This is a genomic window from Rhizobium sp. BK212 (assembly GCF_014197475.1).
Taxonomy (GTDB): Bacteria; Pseudomonadota; Alphaproteobacteria; order Rhizobiales; family Rhizobiaceae; genus Rhizobium; species Rhizobium anhuiense.
In genome coordinates, this window is the sequence record NZ_JACIFS010000002.1 from 931981 (window position 1) to 950147 (window position 18167).

Consider the following 18167-nt stretch of genomic DNA (forward strand, 5'->3'; position numbering starts at 1 on the left):
GGGCTTCGATAGTCATGTCCCATATTGGGGAAGCGAAGCTTACTGCGGGAAGTAGCTGTACTTGCCGTCCGGGCCCTTCTTCCACTCATACATGATGTAGCCGGGGATCTTCGGGTCGCCCTTTTCGTCGAACGAGATGTCGCCGAGAACGGTCGGGAACGGACCCTTTTCCTTCATGGCCGTTGCAACGGCTTCTGCGTCTGTCGAACCGGCAGCCTTGGCGGCACCGGCGATCGCCTGCATCGCAGCGTAGGAATAGAGCGTGTAAGCTTCCGGATTGAAACCGGCGGCCTTGAACTTTTCGACGAGTTCCTTGTTGGCCGGGTTCAGCGTCGGATCGGGACCGAAGGTGTTCAGCGTACCGGCGACTGCGTCGCCAGCGATCGAGGCCAGTTCGTTCGAAACGATACCGTCACCCGAAACCAGCGTCGCCTTCAGGCCCTGGTCGGCTGCCTGACGGATGATGAGACCGGCTTCCGTGTGCAGACCACCCCAATAGATGATCGAGACGCCGGCTTCCTTCATCTTGGCGATGAGGGCGGAGAAGTCCTTGTCACCGACATTGATGCCTTCATAGATGACTTCGGTGAGACCGGCGGCATTCATCGCCTTCTTGGTTTCATCGGCAAGGCCCTGACCATAGGGGGTCTTGTCGTGAACGACGGCGATCTTGGCGTCCTTGAAGTGGTCGGCAAGATACTTGCCGGCGATGGCGCCCTGCTGGTCGTCACGGCCGCAGGTGCGGAACGTGTTCCAGAGGCCCCGTTCGGTAAACTTCGGGTTCGTTGCGGCCGGGGTGATTTCGAGGATGCCGTTTTCGGCATAAACTTCCGAAGCCGGGATCGAAACGCCCGAGTTGAAGTGGCCGATGACGAACTTGACGCCGTCAGCAACGAACTTGTTGGCGACCGAAATGCCCTGCTTCGGGTCGGAGACGTCGTCGCCGAGCTCGAGCTTGATCTGCTCGCCGTTGATGCCGCCGGCGGCGTTGATATCGGCAGCCGCCTGCTCGGCACCCTTCTGAAGCTGAGCGCCGAATGCGGCGTTCGGACCAGTCAGCGGACCAGCGACAGCGATGAGGACGTCGGCCCAAGCGTTGCCGCTGAAGGCGACCATCGCCGTCAGAGCCACTGCCGACAGAAGAGACTTCTTCATATTGTTACTCCCAATTTTTGGGCGGGTTTCGGTCCAAGACCCGGCGCATTACCCACCATTGACTGCACCAGGGAAGCTGTTCCACTCGGAAGGCAATTCATGCCTAGTTTCAACGGACTGTCAATGTTTGTCCTTCCACGAGAACGCGGAAGTTTTTTCGTACAGCCAGTAATAGTTGTTGACCATCTGATTGGTGCGACGGTAGCGGAAGCCGGCCGTCGAGAAGACCAGCAGCGTCACGAAATCGATGATGTAGTAGAAAGCGTCGAGCATCGGCCCGTTGAACAGGGCGTGGTGCAGGAACTGCATCGCCCAGGCCAACAGGAAGGTGTAGACGACGGCCAGCGGATAGTTGTTCCAGCTCTCGGCGACCGCTTTGCCGGCACGCCAAGCCGTCCAGAAGCCCAAGAGCACGACGATGACGCGGATCGCCACAAGGGAGCCGGCATCGCCTTCGAAGAAAAGTCCCTGCATATCAAACTCTCCTTTCGACCTAGTGTCTTCCGCCTTCGAGATAGGCAGCGCGGACCTCGGGATTGGCGAGAAGCTCCTTGCCGGAGCCGCTCATCGTCACCTTGCCGTTCACCATCACGTAGGCGCGGTGCGACAGCCTGAGGGCGGCGAAGGCGTTCTGCTCGACGAGGAAAACGGTCAACCCCTCCGCCTCGTTGAGCTTCTTGATCGCCTCGAAAATGCCTTTGACGATCAGCGGCGCAAGACCGAGCGAGGGTTCGTCGAGAAGAAGCAGCTTCGGGCGCGCCATCAGCGCGCGGCCGATCGACAGCATCTGCTGCTCACCGCCCGAAAGCGTTCCGCCGCGCTGGGCATGGCGTTCCTTGAGGCGCGGGAAGAGCGTGAAGATCTTCTCGACGTCCTCGGCGAAGTATTTGAGATTGTCGAGGCCGGCGCCCATCTGGAGGTTTTCCAGAACCGTCATGCGCGGAAAGATACGGCGGCCTTCCGGTGACTGCGCGATGCGCAGGCGGGCGATTTCATGAGTTGGCATGCGAGTGATTTCGCGGCCCTCGAAGACGACCGAACCGGTGCGGGCCTGCGGGCTGCCGCAGATCGTCATCATCAGCGTCGATTTGCCGGCGCCATTGGCGCCGATCAGGCTGACGATCTCGCCTTTGTTGACGTGAACATCGATGCCGGCCAGTGCACGGATATTGCCATAATACGTTTCGACGCCATTCACCTGAAGGAGCGGTTGACCCGTCATTACTTCATCGCCCATCAGTTTGCGCCTCCTTCGAGCTGCTCGACGGTCGCGATCACCTCTTCCACTTCTTCATCCTCGACACCGAGATAGGCCGCGATGACCTTCGGATCGTGCTTCACGTGATCCGGCGTGCCATCGGAAATCTTCTGGCCGTATTCGAGAACGACGACGTGGTCGGAAATTTCCATGACCACCGACATGTCATGCTCGATCAGCAAGATCGACGTTCCGGTTTCAGCACGGATATTCTGCAGCAGCGCGTTGAGCGTTGCCGATTCCCGCGGGTTCAGGCCTGCAGCCGGTTCGTCCAGGCAAAGCAGCTCCGGGTCGGTGCACATGGCGCGAGCGATTTCCAGACGCCGCTGGGCGCCATAAGGCAGATCGCCGGCAGGGTCGTCAGCGCGGTCGATCAGGTCGGCCTTCTCGAGCCAGAAGCGGGCAAGCTCGATCGCTCCGGCCGCTTCCCGCTTATAGGGACCGACGCCGATAAGGCCGAGGATGGTATAACCCGATGCCTTCATCAGCTTGTTGTGCTGGGCAACGAGCAGGTTTTCTAGAACAGTCAGACCGGAGAACAACCGGATGTTCTGGAAAGTACGCGCCACCCTGGCTTCCTTGGTGATGCGAAAGTCCGGCAGACGCTCCAGCAGGTACTGCTTGCCGCTCTTCTGGTTGAGCGTGATCATGCCCATCGTCGGCTTGTAGAAGCCGGTGATGCAGTTGAAGACCGTGGTCTTGCCGGCACCGTTCGGCCCGATCAGCGCAGTAATATCGCCGCGCTTGGCTTCGAAGGAGAAGTCGTTGATGGCCATCAGGCCGCCGAACTTCATCGACAGGTGTTCAACTTTGAGAAGCGTATCGCTCGACATTGTATTGATAACGGGGCTCATCAACCGTGGCCCTCCTTGATGAAGCTTCCGGATATTGCCCTGCGCTCTTTGAGGAAGGCAGTCGGTTCACGTGAGCCGACGAAACCGCGCGGCTTGAACAGCATGACGACGACCATGGCGAGACCGAAGAGCAGCATGCGGTAAAGTTCCGGCGTGAAGTCGGGCCCGAAGACCGCTTTCAGGAAGTCCATTTCGCGCAGCGCCTCGGTGCCGCCGACCATGACGATCGCGGCGATCGCGATGCCGGTCAACGACCCCATGCCGCCAAGAACGACGATGGCGAGGATGACGGCCGATTCCAGAAAGACGAAGGATTCCGGCGAGACGAAGCCCTGGCGGGCTGCGAAGAACGAGCCGGCGAACCCGCCGAACATGGCGCCCGTCGCAAAGGCGGTGAGCTTGGTCGTCACCGTGTTGATGCCGAGCGAACGGCAGGCGATCTCGTCTTCGCGCAACGCTTCCCAGGCACGCCCGATTGGCATGCGGCGCAGCCGGATGGTGACGTAGGCCGTCAGCATGCAGAGCGCCAGGATAAGATAGAAGAGGAAGATCTTGTAATAGGCAGACGACATCGGCAGGTGGAAGAGCTTGGCAAAGCCGCCGGCCGTCGCATCGAAGGGAATACCAAAGAGTGTCGCCTTCGGAATGCTCGAGATACCGAAAGTGCCCTTGGTCACGTCAGTCCAGTTGATGAGCACGAGGCGGATGATTTCACCGAAGGCAAGCGTCACGATGGCGAGGTAGTCGCCGCGCAGGCGCAGCACCGGGAAGCCGAGGATGACGCCCCAGAGGGCTGCGAAGATGCCGGAAAGCGGCAGCAATACCCAGAAGGAAAAGCCGAAATAGCTCGACAGCAATGCATAGGAATAGGCGCCAACCGCGTAGAAGGCGACATAACCGAGATCGAGCAGGCCGGCCAGGCCAACGACGATGTTGAGTCCCCAGGCAAGCATCACGTAGATCAGGATCTGGATACCGAAATTATCGACCCATTTCAGCGAGCCCTGAGCGCCGACCAACGCCACGATCACCACGGGATAGAGCAGCAGTGCTATCAGCGAGATCTTCAGGAAATGCCGACGGAAGAAGCCCTTCTCGGTCGAGATGTCGAGCTCGCCCTCGCGCGCCTTCGAGAGCTTGCGACGGTCGATATTCGGTTTGATGAAAACGACCATGGCGAAGCGCCCGATCGCGGCAACGGCGACGAAGATTGCAAGCAATCCCCAGCGCTGGACGATGATCAGCTCGTTGTTGATATTCTGGTCGGTCTTGAGGCCGACATAGAGAACGAACATGCCGAACGACAGGACAGCGGCGAAAAGGGCTTCGGTAAGGCCTTTGCGGACAAGTCCGGCATCGGGCTTGCCTGCAGAATTCTCAATGTTTGCCATGACGTTATACCTTCTCGACTTCCGGCCGCCCCAGGATACCCGTCGGCTTGAAGATCAGTACGAAAGCGAGGATGGCGAAGGTCGCGACATCCTTGTACGCGATGGTGAAGTAGGCCGACCACAGCGATTCGATGAGGCCGATCATCAGCCCGCCGAGAACGGCGCCCGGCAGCGACCCGATGCCGCCGAGAACGGCTGCGGTAAATGCCTTCACACCCGGCGTGAAGCCGTCGGCGAACGAAGCGACGCCATAATACATCAGATACATCGTGCCGGCGACAGCAGCCAGCGCCGCCCCCATCACAAAGGTGATCGAGATCGTCTGATCGACATTGACGCCGAGCAATGCGGCCATCTTGCGATCCTGTTCGGTGGCGCGCTGGGCGCGGCCGAGTGAAGTATGATTGACGATATACCAGAAGATCGTCAGCAACACCGCCGTGATCGCGATGATGATGATCTGCTTCAGCGATATCGAGATGTTGCCGAACTGGTAGACCGAGCTCACCATCGGCGGGATCGGCTTGTTACGCGGACCCTGCGTCACCTGGATGAAGTTGGACAGCGTGATCGACATGCCGATTGCCGTGATCAGCGGCGCCAGGCGGAAAGACCCGCGCAAGGGACGGTATGCGACGCGCTCGATCGTCCAATTCCATAAACTCGTCATCAACATCGCGACGACAAGCATCGCCAGCAGCAGAATTGCCACCGGGAGACCTGCAAAGATGGATGTGAGGACGAGAAAGACGATAAGAGCGGCGAAACCACCGAGCATGAAGATGTCGCCATGGGCGAAATTGATCATGCCGATAATGCCATAAACCATCGTATAGCCGATAGCCACAAGGCCATAGATGGATCCGAGCGTCAGCCCATTGAAGAGCTGCTGGACGAAATACTCCATATGTCGTTTTCCCCTGGATGCGAGCGGAAGACACTGCATCTCTTTTTGGTTCTTTGGTTCCCCGTTTCAGGGAACCTCATAGGCCGAATGCATACCGGTTTCGTTGGAAATGTGAAGACAAAAAGGATTTATTCCGACAGATTCTTGTCAGAACAGGGCTAAATGGTTCGTTTTGAACCAAAATCCACATAAAAACGGCATGGAGCGGCGGATTTTTAGCCAGAAATCGCCGCGCGGTTAAAAGTTCGGCAATGGTGCCACCGATTTCTTGCGCCGTCTGCTGTGCAAGCTATTCCACAAAATTGGAAGATGACGCAAATTCAGACCTCAGGCCGGGCGCTTTTCCGAATGCCATTTCATGAGCGACCGCCCACCATCTCCTCTGACAGGACTGGGAACTTATGGTAGCATCACTGCCTTACGTGTAAGGGTGCGAAGCGCAACGGGAAACACCATATCAATCTTTGATAGGTATATGGTGTGACAGGGATGGTTTGCGGACGAGCGACAGTGGGGTGCTCGGCCCGCATGGCGAACGGCAAAAGGACAATGCTGAGGACATTTGAAAAGGCGGCGCTCGAAGCCGGCAAGGCCATCATGACGGTCCTGCGCGAAGGTTTCCCCGTCGCCATGAAGGCGGATGCAAGTCCGGTCACGGTCGCCGACGAGGAGGCCGAACGTATCATCCTTACTCATCTCGCCAGAGATTATCCCGAGATACCCGTGGTGGCGGAAGAATCAGTCGCTGCCGGCAAGGTGCCCGACATCAGCGGCCGAGGCTTCTTCCTGGTCGACCCTCTCGACGGCACGCGTGAATTCGTCGAAGGACGGCAGGAATTCACCGTCAACATCGCCTATATCGAGAACGGCGCCCCGGTGGCCGGCATCGTCTATGCGCCGGCGCTCGGGCTAGCCTTCTCCGGAGAGTGCGGTCACGCCGAAAGGCTCGTCGTCGCCGACGATTTCACCGTTAGCGCACGCAGTGCAATCACGGTGCGCGAACAGCCGGACGATAGGCTGGCGCTTGCAAGCCTTCGCCACAACAGCCCGGAGACCGGAAGCTTCCTCGCCGACCACGCGATCTTTAAATGTACCAATATCGGCTCCTCGCTGAAGTTCTGCCTGCTGGCCGAAGGGAAGGCCGACGTCTATCCGCGCTTCACCCGCACGATGGAGTGGGACACCGCGGCCGGCGATGCGGTGCTGCGTGCTGCCGGCGGCTCGACGGTGACACTGGACGGAACATTGCTGACCTACGGCAAGACGGGAAAGGCCGCCGATTTCGACTTCGCCAACCCGAACTTCATCTCCTGGGGCGGCAGGAAACGCGTCCTCGAACCGGCGTGACCATCGTTAGAAATCGCTGAATACCGGCAGGCGGCGCGATTCTTCTGCATCGTAACCATGAGTTCAGACCTGTCGCGACAATCCGCGGCCGGCCTCTGGCGCGCGCCAACTGAGCAAGCCGTCCCTCCTGGAAGCGTGGCCGCGATCCCGTTTCCAGCCGTGAAGTGATTCGCGTTATCGGGCCTTCTCAAGCGATTCTGGGGACGAATTCGTTGCTTTGCATCGTTTCAAGACGCTGCACGCCATCAATCCCGCCTTGATTTTGTCACATTTCGACACGGCTTCGGCAGTGATCGATATCCTCATCACAAAAATTTCGCCTCGTGTTCCGTTAACAAATACGCTTAAGAGACCTGGGTCACGTGTCGAAACGACGCGCCGCCGGCCCCCTGCGAACCCCTGCCAAGGGCCTAGAAACTTTGACAAAATTCCAATTATTAACGAAATATCATGAGCTTGCCTCAACTTAACGCAATTGCGAAAGATTTGCTGCGATGCGATATTTCTCTGGACACCATTACACAATTGTCGCATTTTTCCGTTTTAGTAGGGTTACCAAGACCTGAGTGCAGCCCTGGTGACAGGGTTAACCATTGATCGCCTATTGCCGCCGCGCCCCTCGAAGACAACAGAGTACGATCCTTGAGCATCACGGAACTAAACAACAGCATTTCGACAGAGTCCTTCCGGCCGAGCCGCCACCAGCAGCCGAGCCTGAAGATCCAGACCCCTGTTATCCATAGCGATGCGCCGCAAGCGCCGCTGGTGGATCTGGTCCTGAAGCGGGCGTTCGACATTGTTTCGTCGTTGAGCGCCCTCCTCGTCCTCGCGCCTTTCCTCCTGTTCGTCGCCCTGCTGATCAAGCTCGACAGCCCGGGACCGGTGCTCTTCAAGCAGACCCGCTGGGGCAAGAACTGCAAGGCCATCAAGGTCTACAAGTTCCGCTCCATGCGCACCGATCTCTGCGATGTCTCCGGCATTGCCCAGACGGTGAAGAACGATCCGCGCATCACCCGTATCGGCGCCATTCTGCGCCGCACGAATATCGATGAGTTGCCGCAGCTGCTGAACGTGCTGCTGGGCGATATGTCGGTCGTCGGTCCGCGTTGCCATGCAATCGGCATGCGCGCCGGCGGCATGCTCTACGAAGAGCTCGTACCGGAATACCATCAGCGCCACGCGATGCGTCCTGGGATGACCGGCCTTGCCCAGATGCGCGGCCTGCGCGGCCCGACCGACCGTCCGGCCAAAGCACGCGCCCGCATCGTCAGCGATCTCTATTACGTCGGAAATTTTTCGATCTGGATGGATATGCGCATCATTGCTGGAACCGTCGTGTCGGAGCTGACCGGCGGAAAGGGCTTCTAAGCTTCGCCGCTTTTAAGCTTTTCAGCCCAGACATCTGCTGCCTTACACAGATCGCCCAAAACTGCGTAGCGGTTTTGGGCGATCTGCATAGGACAAAGACCCAAAGCGCGGTGCAACGCGCTTTATGAGCACCCAGTACTGGAATGCCGTGGCAACCGCCTGTCTGCAGCTGACCGAATCGAGCTTGCGGATCGCGCTCTTCAGATAACCCCGCCACCGTATACGACGAGAGATCGAGAACGACCGCGATCTCGTCGTTGCTCGGGCGGCTGCGTATGACAGCGCTGCGGGCCTAGAAGCTCCATGCCCCGTACAGCAGCGCCATCGCCCATTCCTGTGTGAGGAGTGGGACAGCCACCTGAAAAGGTGAAGATGTATCGTTTCAGGTCAGTGACGGGTGGCGGAAAGGCGACGGTGTTCTTCACCTCAAGCATTGGAAAGAGCGTGTTGAGACGGCGGTTTTCCCGATTGGCGGCACTGCCCGCAAACGCCCCCTCCTCGCAGAAGATCGGCATTATCGTCGTTTCATCTCGTTCACCAGTTTGCTGCAATGGAAGAGATCGGCAACCTCGTAAAAACCGACAAGGCTTTGCGGCAAGGTGCTGATTAACCGGTTTCCGGTGAAGGCGGTAGGGTCTCTCCGCCGGAAAGCCGAGAACAGATGGAAGTCGAAGCCCGCAAGCTTCGCCACCCCGCCAAGCCGTTCCTTGCCGTCACTCAGCGAAACCCGCCGCCATCGGCCTCAGAAGGCGAAAATGCCGCATCCACAGCGCAGTCGTCGGCTGCGCGCTCACGTCTTGTCATCTTCATATCCTCGTATGGCCGGCTTCGGATCGGCCCCGCTGCCCGGCGGCAGGAAGCTCACGCCGGAGGATCGGCAAAGACGGCTTCTGCCCCGCATCCAAAGGATCGAAGTTCAAAAAGCACGAACCGGACCGATACAGCGGAAAGAAGGGAGACGAGGTCTTGCCCTCATTCCTATGTTGCCGCGCTGATAAGATCATCCAGGAAAATTGGCGTGATATTTATCCGGCATGCCTCCCGTACAGGCGTTGCAAATTAACGTAACGGCAGGCGGCGGCCACCAACCACCGACCAGGGCGGGGCGTCTAAATTTGTTATCAAAGTCTTACGATGGGTTTAGGCAATTTTTAAATGTGGCAGGCTAGAGTGGGCTTCGTGGTCTTGCGTTGTGTAGAGAGTCCAATGACCGAAATGATACGTCCCCGAGTAAAATATGTCATCGGCCCCGATGGCAGCCCCCTGACGATCGCGGATCTCCCGCCGCCCAATACGCGGCGCTGGGTGATTCGCCGTAAGGCAGAGGTTGTCGCGGCTGTCCGCGGTGGCTTGTTGAGCTTGGAAGAGGCCTGCGAGCGTTACACGCTCACAGTCGAAGAATTCCTTTCCTGGCAATCGTCGATCAACAGCCACGGTCTCGCCGGCCTGCGCACCACGCGCATCCAGCAATATCGTCACTGATCAATCCCCAGCATCGACGACATTTATTTCGGGCCGGACGCATCTCCCATGAGGGAATGAAGAAGGCCCGAAATCATTGACGAGGCCGCGTAGCACCAGAGACCGGGCTGCGTGAAAGCATCCGCCAGCCCCGTCGTCTTCGCCGCCGCAATGACGATCGCAACCAGCAGCACGTCCATCATCGACCACTTGGACAGATGCGGTACGACTCGACAATAGAACAGACTGCCGGCCCCGCCGCCGGCGGCCGTTGCCTCTGCAGCGATCCCGATCATCTTCAGAAGCGGCAGCAGAATCGAAACCAGTGCGACGATCGCCGCCAGCAGCCCATCCCCACCTTGCCACAGTGACACGACGACTTCGATGAGCGACGGCGCCCTGTCGAAAAAATACAGCGTCTCGAAACGGACCAGCGGCAAAACCAGGCCGAGCGCCAGGAAAAACGGCGCCGCCACGAGAAGGACCGGACGGATCATCGAAAGTGCACTCATTGCCCTGAGCCTCGTATCGATCCGATATTTTGCATGAACACTCCGTCTCCTGTCCCTATTCCTTCCACGGCTTGGCACGACCGCACCGCCGTGTCACGGTCCGCTACGACAACATTCGCTGCGAGGAAAGACAATGGACATTCGAAATGAGGAAGGCGCCTCCGGCGGCCGTTATGCGGCCGAGGTCGAAGGGCATGAGGCGGAGATGACCTATTCACGCACATCGCCGACGCTCGTCATCATCGATCACACCGCTGTCCCCGATGCGCTGCGCGGCAAGGGTGTCGGCCAGGCCTTGGCGCTCCATGCTGTGGAAGCAGCCCGTACCGGCGGCTGGAAGATCATTCCGCTTTGCCCCTTCTTCAAGGCGCAGGCGCAACGCCATCCGGAATGGAAGGATGTTGTGAATTGAAGCGTGCTCCCAAAACCGTGCAACGGTTTTGGGAGCACGACATCCATAAGGCAAATCCTCGCCGTCGGTGACGAATCTCGTCGCCGGTGGGAGTGACACCGTCAGGCAAACACCAAAAGCCATGTATGACGGACAGCGTGCCCATCATACATGGCTTCTCAGTGGCGATCCCAGGGCGCCGAAGCCGGCGCCCGCCGTTTTCTTACGCCCTTGCGCGGGCGCCGCCGTCACGCTCTTCCAGCGCCGTCGCCCTTGCATATTCCGCCTGCATCTCCTCGAGCGCCATTTCCAGCGTCTCTTCCTGCATCTTCAGTTCCTTGATCGAAACCTGCAGGTTATCGGCCCGCTGACGCGCGGCCTTGGCGAAGGTCGGATAAGCAAAGTGATTCGGGTCAGAAATACCGGACTTCTTTTCCTCGACGACGATCTGGCTCTCCAGATCCTTCGTCATCCGTTCGAATTCGGACATCATCATCTGCAACTGCTGCAATTGACGTCGTTTTTCGTTCACCTGAAATTCCTTCAGGCGAACGAGACTCTCTCGCGACTTCATACGCATTACTCCCGTGATGCGAGACCCCGGCTCAACTTGAAACCGCCCTGCGCGCCGCTTTGACACGGTTTGCTAAAAAATTTCCTGCGATATTAACAAATACCTACCGCTGGTAACCTTTCGTTTACGGGCATCGTTAATGATAGACCCGATGATTTAAGGGTCGGTAAATGCCGAGGCATGAAGTCTCGAACCTTTTCATTGGCGAGTCGGATGAATCACTTAGCGCTTTTTCCTAATGTAAAAGTTGAGGAGAGCCTTTTTGAGATTCCTATTGGAAAACAGAGAAATGGAAAAATTATTTAATAAATTCGATACTCCTTGCCAGAGTGAATTAGAATTTGTTAACCATTTCGTGGCAGCTTCCAAATCACGTAGCGTGTTCGGTATCGTGTAGGGGGCCAGACCACCTTTCGGCGGCGGTAAAGGGGATAATTATGCGGGTACTTCTCATCGAGGATGACAGCGCTACGGCGCAGAGCATCGAGTTGATGCTGAAATCAGAAAGTTTTAATGTTTATACCACCGATCTCGGTGAAGAAGGCGTCGATCTGGGCAAGCTGTATGATTATGACATCATCCTTCTCGATCTGAACCTGCCCGACATGTCCGGATATGAAGTGCTCCGCACGCTCCGGCTGTCCAAGGTCAAGACACCGATCCTCATTCTGTCGGGCATGGCCGGCATCGAAGACAAGGTTCGCGGCCTCGGCTTCGGCGCCGACGACTACATGACCAAGCCGTTCCACAAGGACGAGCTCGTCGCCCGCATCCACGCTATCGTCCGCCGCTCCAAGGGTCACGCCCAGTCGGTCATCATGACCGGCGAGCTGATCGTCAACCTCGACGCCAAAACTGTCGAAGTCGGTGGCCAGCGCGTCCACCTGACCGGCAAGGAATACCAGATGCTGGAGCTGCTTTCGCTCCGCAAGGGCACCACCCTCACCAAGGAAATGTTCCTGAACCACCTTTACGGCGGCATGGACGAACCGGAACTGAAGATCATCGACGTCTTCATCTGCAAGCTGCGCAAGAAGCTCGCCAACGCTGCCGGCGGCGCCAACTACATCGAGACCGTCTGGGGCCGCGGTTACGTTCTTCGCGAACCGGATGGGGCCGAATACGCCGAAACCGCCTGATTTTCCGATCCCCCTTATCGGATAAACGAAGATCCCGCCTTTCCGGCGGGATTTTTCGTTTCTGCCGGCAACAACAAGCCGCTGGGACGGAGAGGCTCTCAGGCTGGATCGGCCTGAAATTCCCTGTCTTTCGGTCAAGACAATAGAACGTGGCGGCGGCCGAACGCGCTTGCACTTTCGGCATTATGCTCCAAGGTCGCCGATTGGGCGGGAGGAGATCTGCCGTCAGGCGGCGATCGCCCGGTTTCCGAAGACGGCGGTCAGGATCTTGCGATCGAACGGTTTCAGCAGGAAGTCGGTGGCGCCGGCGCGTTTGCCAGCCATCAGCTTCTTCAGATCCGCCTCGACGACGCAGTAATAGATCTTGACCTCTTTGCCGCCGTCCATGGCGCGGATGGCGGCGATGAGGTCGAGAGCGCCTTCCATGCCGGAATCGACGATCAGATATTCCGGCAGCTCCGCCTGGCAGCGCTGCAGCGCCTCGCCGGCATTGGAGGCCTCGCTGACGAGAAAGTCGAGTTCGGAGAGAATGCGCTTGCCGACCTTGCGGACGATATCCGAATTATCGGTGATCATGAATCTCTGCATGGCGACTCCTTTACCCCTGCATCTGTCCTTGCAAGGGCCTCTAAACAGCAGCCAAGCATAGGTCGATCAGGCTAAGGAATCGTTACCGCGCGAACACAGATACTCGTTTTACGCGCAGAATCAGGCGGCCGCAGCCACCGCGGTGAACACCAATTCTTCGGCGCTGGCGCTGTGATCGAGCGTCATTCCGCACTCCTGCGCCAGAAGAACGGTATAATAGGGCTGGATCGAATGGGCGTCGATCGCCTCCTCGATCGTGCCGGTCGATATCTCGACGAATTTCGGCGGCAAGCGCATCAGCTTGCCTTTGGCCGTAAGCTTGAACCTGGCATCGAATTCGGGATTTTCGAGCGTTACCTCAAGCACGCCGCCGCGCGGAATGGCCGAATAGGCAACGAGGAAGAGGTTGAGCAGCAGCTTGACGCGATTCTTGGCGACGATGGCGCGCGGTCCGTTCCAGATCACCTCGGTCTTCTTCTCGGCAATGGCGAAATCCTTGGCGGCGCGTTCGGCCTCGCCGGTGTCGATCGAGGCGCCGACAGAGCCCGACGCGCCGAAGGCGAGGCGTGCGAATTTCAGGCGGACGGAAGCGTTGAGCGCACTGGTGCGGATCAGGTCCATCGCATCGGAATCGGCGCCACCCTCATCCAGGAGTTCCAGCCCGTTATTGATCGCGCCGACGGGCGAGATGACATCGTGGCAAACGCGGCTGCAGAGAAGCGCGGCCAGATCCGGGCCGGACAGGGTGAGATTGGGGTTCTTGGACATCATCGTCTCCTGAGGGGCGGCAATTTCATTGCGCCCGGAATATGCTTCATCAAAATTGCGCGAAGTTTGCGATCGTACTCGATGCCATAATGACACCATATTTGGTAAACCGATTGTTAAGATCATCGGCGCAAAATGCACCAATCGCCGCGAGCGGTTGCCCGCTCTCAGCCAAACGACGAACGGATGACACCATGCGCCCTCAAATTCCGCACCGATTCATCGGCTTCTGCAGGTTGCTTTCGGCCCTCGTCTTCTCCTCGCTGATGGTTGCCGGGCCGGCCGCCGCCCAGGACAACGGCCAGTATACGATGCAGGAAATCGTCGATGCCGGCCACTCCTTCTTCGGCTCCGCCAGCGGCGGGCTTGCCAAAGTGGTCGAGAGTGCCTTCCAGAAATACGGCCTGCCGAACGGCTATATCCTCGGACAGGAAGGCGGCGGCGCCTTCATCGCCGGTCTGACCTACGGCGAAGGCCAGTTGAATACCAAGAATGCCGGCGAACATAATCTCTACTGGCAGGGCCCCTCGCTCGGCCTCGATTACGGCGGCCAGGGCTCGCGGGTGATGATGCTGGTCTACGACCTGCCCTCCGTCAATGGCATCTATGCCCGCTTCGGCGGCGTCAGCGGGTCGGCCTATGTGATCGCCGGCTTCGGCATGACGCTGCTCAAGAACAACGACGTGCTGGTCGTGCCGATCCGCACCGGTGTCGGCGCCCGCCTGGGTGTCAATGTCGGCTATCTCAAGATCACCCAGGCGCCGACCTGGAACCCCTTCTGAGGCCGCCAAGCCGCTGGAATCCGCGGCCGCCCACACCGGCGGCCTTGCCATGCGCATCATGCGCGCTTAATCATCGCGGCTGACCCCGTATCAACCTTCTTACCGATGGCCGCGCCGTGATCGAATATGCTCTCTTGTTCGGATTGGGCTTCCTGACCGCGGCCTTCCTCGTCTTTCTGGTCTCGCCCGCCGTTCATCGCCGCATCGTCTGGTATACCGAGAACCGGCTGAAGGCGACCATGCCGCTGAGCCCGCAGGAAGTTCGCGCCCAGAAGGATATGGTCCGCGCGCTCTATGCCGCCGAGAACGCCCGCACCACCCAGGACCTTCTGCGTGAGCGCGAGAAATCCCTGTCGCTCCAGCTTCGCCATGATGCACTCGCCGTCGACGCCGGCAGGCTTGCCGCCGAGATCGGCGAATTGCAGGCCCAGATCGGCGAGATGCATGTCGAAGCGGCCGAGCAACGCTCGCATCTGCGCAAGGACGAGAACTATATCAGCCAGTTGAAGACCAATTTGCATATTGCCGAGCAGTCCGCTGCCAATAAGGAAAGCGAACTGGCGACGATGAGGACGCGGCTGAGCAAGCTCGGTGAACAGGCCGATGGGCTGAGGATCGACCTGGCCGCGCGCGACACCGAGGCGGAGAGCCTGAAATTCCGCGCCAACGCGCTGCGTGACGAACGCGATACCTTACGCCAGGACGTGACCCTTTTGCAGAAGCGCGCCAGGGACGCCGAACAGAAACTGACGCAGCAGCAGCATATGGTGATCCGCCTGGAGGACAAGGCCGCGCGCGAGAGCGCTTCCGCCGCCGAAAAGGAAACCCTGGTCGCCCGCCGCTTGCAGGAGATTGCCAAGTTGAAGGAACAGTTGAAGGCCGCCAATGCCGAGATCCGCAAGGTCAACCGGGTGCTGCGCGACGCCGGCCTTGCCGGGATGGCCGCCGAGCTGCCGGCGGAAGTGACGGTCGAAGACACGACAGTATCCGCGCTCGACACCGCCGACGTCATCGCCGAGATCGGCGAGGATGTCCGCACGCGCAGCGCCGCCCTTGCCGAGCGCCTGCAGAAGGCAAAGGCGGTATCCGGGCGCGATGGCGCGATCCGCGAGGAAATCGCCTCGATCGCCGCCAACATGGTGGCGCTGACCGCCCTCAACGAAGGTCCCTCCTCGCCGATCCGCACCTTGCTGGCGGATACCGCGGAAAAGAACCCAAACGATCGCATCAGCCTTGCCGACAGGGCGGCCGCAATCATCGCCGATCCCGAGCGCGTTCGATAGGACGCGCGGCGGCGCGCCATCATGCCGATCTGGCAGATAACCCCGGTTAGATCCGCGCCATCGCGGAAGCCATGGAAAACAGCGCGATCCCCGTCGCCGTCGCGGCGTTGAGGCTGTCGAGGTCCTCCGACTGTGGAATGCGGGCGCTCTGGAAGCGCGCAAGCAGCGCCTCGGGCAAGCCCTCCCCTTCCGTGCCGACGACCAGCGCCATGCGCGCTGAAGCCGGAATGGCGCGTATATCGGTCTTGCCGTGCGGCGAAAGCGTCCAGATGGCAAAGCCCCGTTCGGCAAGCGCCAGGAGCACATCCAGCGCCTTGCCGCCGCGCCGATGCGGAACACTCAGCACCGAACCGACCGAAACACGCAACGCCTTGCGGTAAAGCGGATCACAGGAAGTTTCGTCGAGCAGCACCGCATCCGCCCGGAAGGCGGCGGCATTGCGGAACATCGAGCCGGCATTGTCGTGGTTGGAAATGCCGCAGCCTACCAGCACCAGCGCCCGTTCCGGCAGCGCCGCGAGAAGGGCACCCTCTCCGCCATCCTCCCGCCGGCCGAGCGCGAGAACACCGCGATGCAGATGGAAGCCAACGACGCCGTTAAGCACATCGGCCTCGGCGACATAGACCGGCACATCGGCCGGAAACCGCTCCAGGATGGGCAGCACGCCCTCGACGCGATTGCGCAGCAGCAGAATCTTTTCGGCGAAAAAGCCGCGGTCTCCCGCATGCGCCTCGGCGAGCATGCGCAGCACGACGGTGCCCTCGGCGATGAAGCGGTTCTCGCGACCCGTCAGGTCGCGCTCTCTTATGTCGCGGAATTCGGCGAGGCGCGGATCGTCGGCGCTGTCGATGGCGATCGGGACGGCGGCCATGCCGACCTCAATTGCCCGCGACGGTGACGTCGGCGACGGTACGGCCGGTCCTGAGGTCGAAGACCAGGGCCTTGTTCTTGCCCTCGACGGTTTCGCCGTAAAACAGGATCTGCCCAGCAGACAACGAGGTAGACTGCACCTTGAAGCCGAGCGGCAGAGAAACGGTCGCGGCAAGCGGCGCATCCGAGGGCACGCCGGAGGCGGCAACGGTTGCTGCCGTCTCCTTCGGATCGTCGCGCATCGTCTTGTAGACAACGGCACCGAAGACCGCCATAAGGCTCACGAACATGATGGCGCCGGAAACGATCTGCAGGCGGACCATCTTGCGCCGGACACTTTCCATCGCCGGATCAAGGGGCTTCTCTTCCTGGTCGTCTGGCTCGATTGCTGTCATCTGTGCGTCCCGTTCTAAAAAAATACGTCGGAGAAGAAGCGTCTTGAGCGACCCCTTTAAACAAGCAGCCGGCAATAGAAAAGTCCTGACTGCCGATGAAACCGCCGAAGGCCGGCTCGACGCCTGGCTGACGGCGCAGGTCGGCGAGGAATTTTCGCGCAGCCGCATCAAGGCGCTGATCAAGGACGGCCAGGTTTTTCTGCGCGGAGAACCCGTCACCGACCCGCAGCGCAAGGTGCGCACCGGCGATAGTTTCGAGATCACGCTGCCCGAGCCGGAAGACCCGACGCCGCAGGGCGAGGACATCCCGCTCGTTATCCTCCATGAGGACGACGACGTCATCGTCATCTCCAAGCCTTCCGGTCTCGTCGTCCATCCCGGTCCCGGCAATTGGACGGGAACGCTGGTAAACGCACTGATCCACCATTGCGGCGATACGCTCTCCGGCATCGGCGGCGTGCGCCGCCCCGGCATCGTCCACCGTCTCGACAAGGACACGACAGGGGTCATGGTCGTCGCCAAGAACGACATCGCCCATCGCCACCTCTCGCTTCAATTTGCCGACCACGGCCGCACCATGCCGCTGGAGCGGGCCTACCAGGCAGTCGTCTGGGGCCGGCCGCGCTCGCTGACGGGCACCGTCGACGCGCCGCTCGGCCGCGCCACCGGCGATCGCACGCGCCGCGCCGTCAAGCGCCCCGACAGTCATGACGCCGACGCGGCGATCACGCACTACACGGTGGTCGAACGCTTCCACGAAAAGCCGGACGCCACCGCGTTCGCCTCGCTGGTCGAGTGCCACCTCGAAACCGGGCGCACCCACCAGATCCGTGTCCACATGGCCCATATCGGCCATCCGCTGCTCGGCGACACGGTTTACGGCGCAGGCTTCAAGACCAAGGTCAATCTTCTGCCCGAAGAGATCCGTAAGGTCGTCAACGGTTTCGACCGCCAGGCGCTGCATGCCTTCATGCTGCAGTTCGAGCATCCCCGCACCGGCGAAATCATGCATTTCGAAGTGCCGCTGCCGGATGATATGGTGGAATTGGTCGAGGCACTGCGGCGATAGAGACCCCTCTTCCAACTCACACCTGCGTGAGCGGCACCCTTGAACCGCCGTTTCG

20 protein-coding genes are annotated in these 18167 nt (G+C 59.7%); 8 read left to right on the plus strand and 12 right to left on the minus strand.

From position 1 onward, the window contains the following. Window positions 1–39 precede the first annotated feature (39 nt). From FHT79_RS09530 to FHT79_RS09555, 6 genes are all read right to left on the minus strand, one after another. Window positions 40–1155: a branched-chain amino acid ABC transporter substrate-binding protein gene (locus FHT79_RS09530; RefSeq protein WP_025570341.1), complete on the minus strand. Its 1116-nt coding sequence runs from the start codon at window positions 1153–1155 to the stop codon at window positions 40–42. 120 nt (window positions 1156–1275) lie between these two features. Continuing rightward, window positions 1276–1629: a DUF6867 family protein gene (locus FHT79_RS09535; RefSeq protein ID WP_025570339.1), complete on the minus strand. Its 354-nt coding sequence runs from the start codon at window positions 1627–1629 to the stop codon at window positions 1276–1278. A gap of 19 nt (window positions 1630–1648) precedes the next feature. Continuing rightward, window positions 1649–2392 (minus strand): ABC transporter ATP-binding protein, encoded by a 744-nt coding sequence (locus FHT79_RS09540; RefSeq protein WP_025554932.1) that lies wholly within the window; start codon window positions 2390–2392, stop codon window positions 1649–1651. Further along, window positions 2392–3267, minus strand: a complete 876-nt coding sequence (locus tag FHT79_RS09545; protein WP_025554934.1) for an ABC transporter ATP-binding protein — start codon at window positions 3265–3267, stop codon at window positions 2392–2394. The genes FHT79_RS09540 and FHT79_RS09545 overlap by 1 nt, the downstream gene beginning before the upstream one ends. After that, on the minus strand, window positions 3267–4658 hold the full coding sequence (gene livM / locus FHT79_RS09550; RefSeq protein WP_025570336.1) for a high-affinity branched-chain amino acid ABC transporter permease LivM: 1392 nt from the start codon (window positions 4656–4658) through the stop codon (window positions 3267–3269). Before livM ends, FHT79_RS09545 begins: the two co-directional genes overlap by 1 nt. A 4-nt stretch (window positions 4659–4662) precedes the next feature. Beyond that, window positions 4663–5565: a branched-chain amino acid ABC transporter permease gene (locus FHT79_RS09555; protein WP_025554735.1), complete on the minus strand. Its 903-nt coding sequence runs from the start codon at window positions 5563–5565 to the stop codon at window positions 4663–4665. A 549-nt stretch (window positions 5566–6114) separates the two neighbouring features. On the opposite strand from FHT79_RS09555, the gene cysQ reads away from it, so the two are divergent. The 3 genes from cysQ (at window position 6115) to FHT79_RS09570 (ending at window position 9762) form a co-directional block, all read left to right on the plus strand. Continuing rightward, the gene (cysQ, locus tag FHT79_RS09560) at window positions 6115–6912 is read left to right on the plus strand and encodes a 3'(2'),5'-bisphosphate nucleotidase CysQ (RefSeq protein WP_025570671.1); all 798 of its coding nucleotides are present in this window, start codon (window positions 6115–6117) and stop codon (window positions 6910–6912) included. 642 nt (window positions 6913–7554) lie between these two features. After that, window positions 7555–8280 carry a sugar transferase gene (locus tag FHT79_RS09565; RefSeq protein WP_025554731.1) on the plus strand — a complete coding sequence of 242 codons (726 nt, stop codon included), beginning with the start codon at window positions 7555–7557 and terminating at the stop codon, window positions 8278–8280. Window positions 8281–9486: 1206 nt separating this feature from the next. Continuing rightward, window positions 9487–9762, plus strand: coding sequence for a DUF1153 domain-containing protein (locus tag FHT79_RS09570; RefSeq protein ID WP_007533628.1), 276 nt, complete (start codon window positions 9487–9489; stop codon window positions 9760–9762). A gap of 23 nt (window positions 9763–9785) precedes the next feature. Here FHT79_RS09570 and FHT79_RS09575 read toward each other — a convergent pair whose 3' ends face one another. After that, on the minus strand, window positions 9786–10331 hold the full coding sequence (locus FHT79_RS09575) for a paraquat-inducible protein A (protein WP_183903293.1): 546 nt from the start codon (window positions 10329–10331) through the stop codon (window positions 9786–9788). Window positions 10332–10386: 55 nt separating this feature from the next. Between FHT79_RS09575 and FHT79_RS09580 the strand changes: the two genes are divergently transcribed. Next, the gene (locus FHT79_RS09580) at window positions 10387–10665 is read left to right on the plus strand and encodes a GNAT family N-acetyltransferase (protein ID WP_025602725.1); all 279 of its coding nucleotides are present in this window, start codon (window positions 10387–10389) and stop codon (window positions 10663–10665) included. Window positions 10666–10867: 202 nt separating this feature from the next. Here the strand turns inward: FHT79_RS09580 and FHT79_RS09585 are convergent, their stop codons facing one another. Then, window positions 10868–11218: a hypothetical protein gene (locus tag FHT79_RS09585; protein WP_003542353.1), complete on the minus strand. Its 351-nt coding sequence runs from the start codon at window positions 11216–11218 to the stop codon at window positions 10868–10870. 437 nt (window positions 11219–11655) lie between these two features. Here FHT79_RS09585 and ctrA point away from each other — a divergent pair, with 437 nt between their 5' ends. Beyond that, window positions 11656–12357 carry a cell cycle two-component system response regulator CtrA gene (ctrA, locus tag FHT79_RS09590; RefSeq protein ID WP_003542362.1) on the plus strand — a complete coding sequence of 234 codons (702 nt, stop codon included), beginning with the start codon at window positions 11656–11658 and terminating at the stop codon, window positions 12355–12357. A 225-nt stretch (window positions 12358–12582) separates the two neighbouring features. On the opposite strand, the gene FHT79_RS09595 is transcribed toward ctrA, so the two are convergent. Further along, window positions 12583–12945, minus strand: coding sequence for a response regulator (locus FHT79_RS09595; protein ID WP_010069020.1), 363 nt, complete (start codon window positions 12943–12945; stop codon window positions 12583–12585). A 120-nt stretch (window positions 12946–13065) separates the two neighbouring features. Further along, on the minus strand, window positions 13066–13713 hold the full coding sequence (locus FHT79_RS09600) for a histidine phosphotransferase family protein (RefSeq protein ID WP_047618761.1): 648 nt from the start codon (window positions 13711–13713) through the stop codon (window positions 13066–13068). A gap of 194 nt (window positions 13714–13907) precedes the next feature. Here FHT79_RS09600 and FHT79_RS09605 point away from each other — a divergent pair, with 194 nt between their 5' ends. Further along, on the plus strand, window positions 13908–14495 hold the full coding sequence (locus FHT79_RS09605) for an EipA family protein (RefSeq protein ID WP_047618651.1): 588 nt from the start codon (window positions 13908–13910) through the stop codon (window positions 14493–14495). A gap of 116 nt (window positions 14496–14611) precedes the next feature. Continuing rightward, on the plus strand, window positions 14612–15778 hold the full coding sequence (locus FHT79_RS09610; RefSeq protein WP_183903294.1) for a hypothetical protein: 1167 nt from the start codon (window positions 14612–14614) through the stop codon (window positions 15776–15778). Window positions 15779–15824: 46 nt separating this feature from the next. Here FHT79_RS09610 and FHT79_RS09615 read toward each other — a convergent pair whose 3' ends face one another. Both FHT79_RS09615 and FHT79_RS09620 read right to left on the minus strand, forming a co-directional pair. Next, window positions 15825–16649 (minus strand): RNA methyltransferase, encoded by an 825-nt coding sequence (locus FHT79_RS09615; RefSeq protein ID WP_025554580.1) that lies wholly within the window; start codon window positions 16647–16649, stop codon window positions 15825–15827. A 7-nt stretch (window positions 16650–16656) separates the two neighbouring features. Continuing rightward, a complete protein-coding gene (locus FHT79_RS09620) occupies window positions 16657–17043 on the minus strand; it encodes a hypothetical protein (RefSeq protein WP_025554582.1) in 387 nt (128 codons plus the stop codon). Window positions 17044–17086: 43 nt separating this feature from the next. Here FHT79_RS09620 and FHT79_RS09625 point away from each other — a divergent pair, with 43 nt between their 5' ends. Further along, the gene (locus tag FHT79_RS09625) at window positions 17087–18112 is read left to right on the plus strand and encodes an RluA family pseudouridine synthase (protein ID WP_183903295.1); all 1026 of its coding nucleotides are present in this window, start codon (window positions 17087–17089) and stop codon (window positions 18110–18112) included. The last annotated feature ends 55 nt before the right edge of the window (window positions 18113–18167 follow it).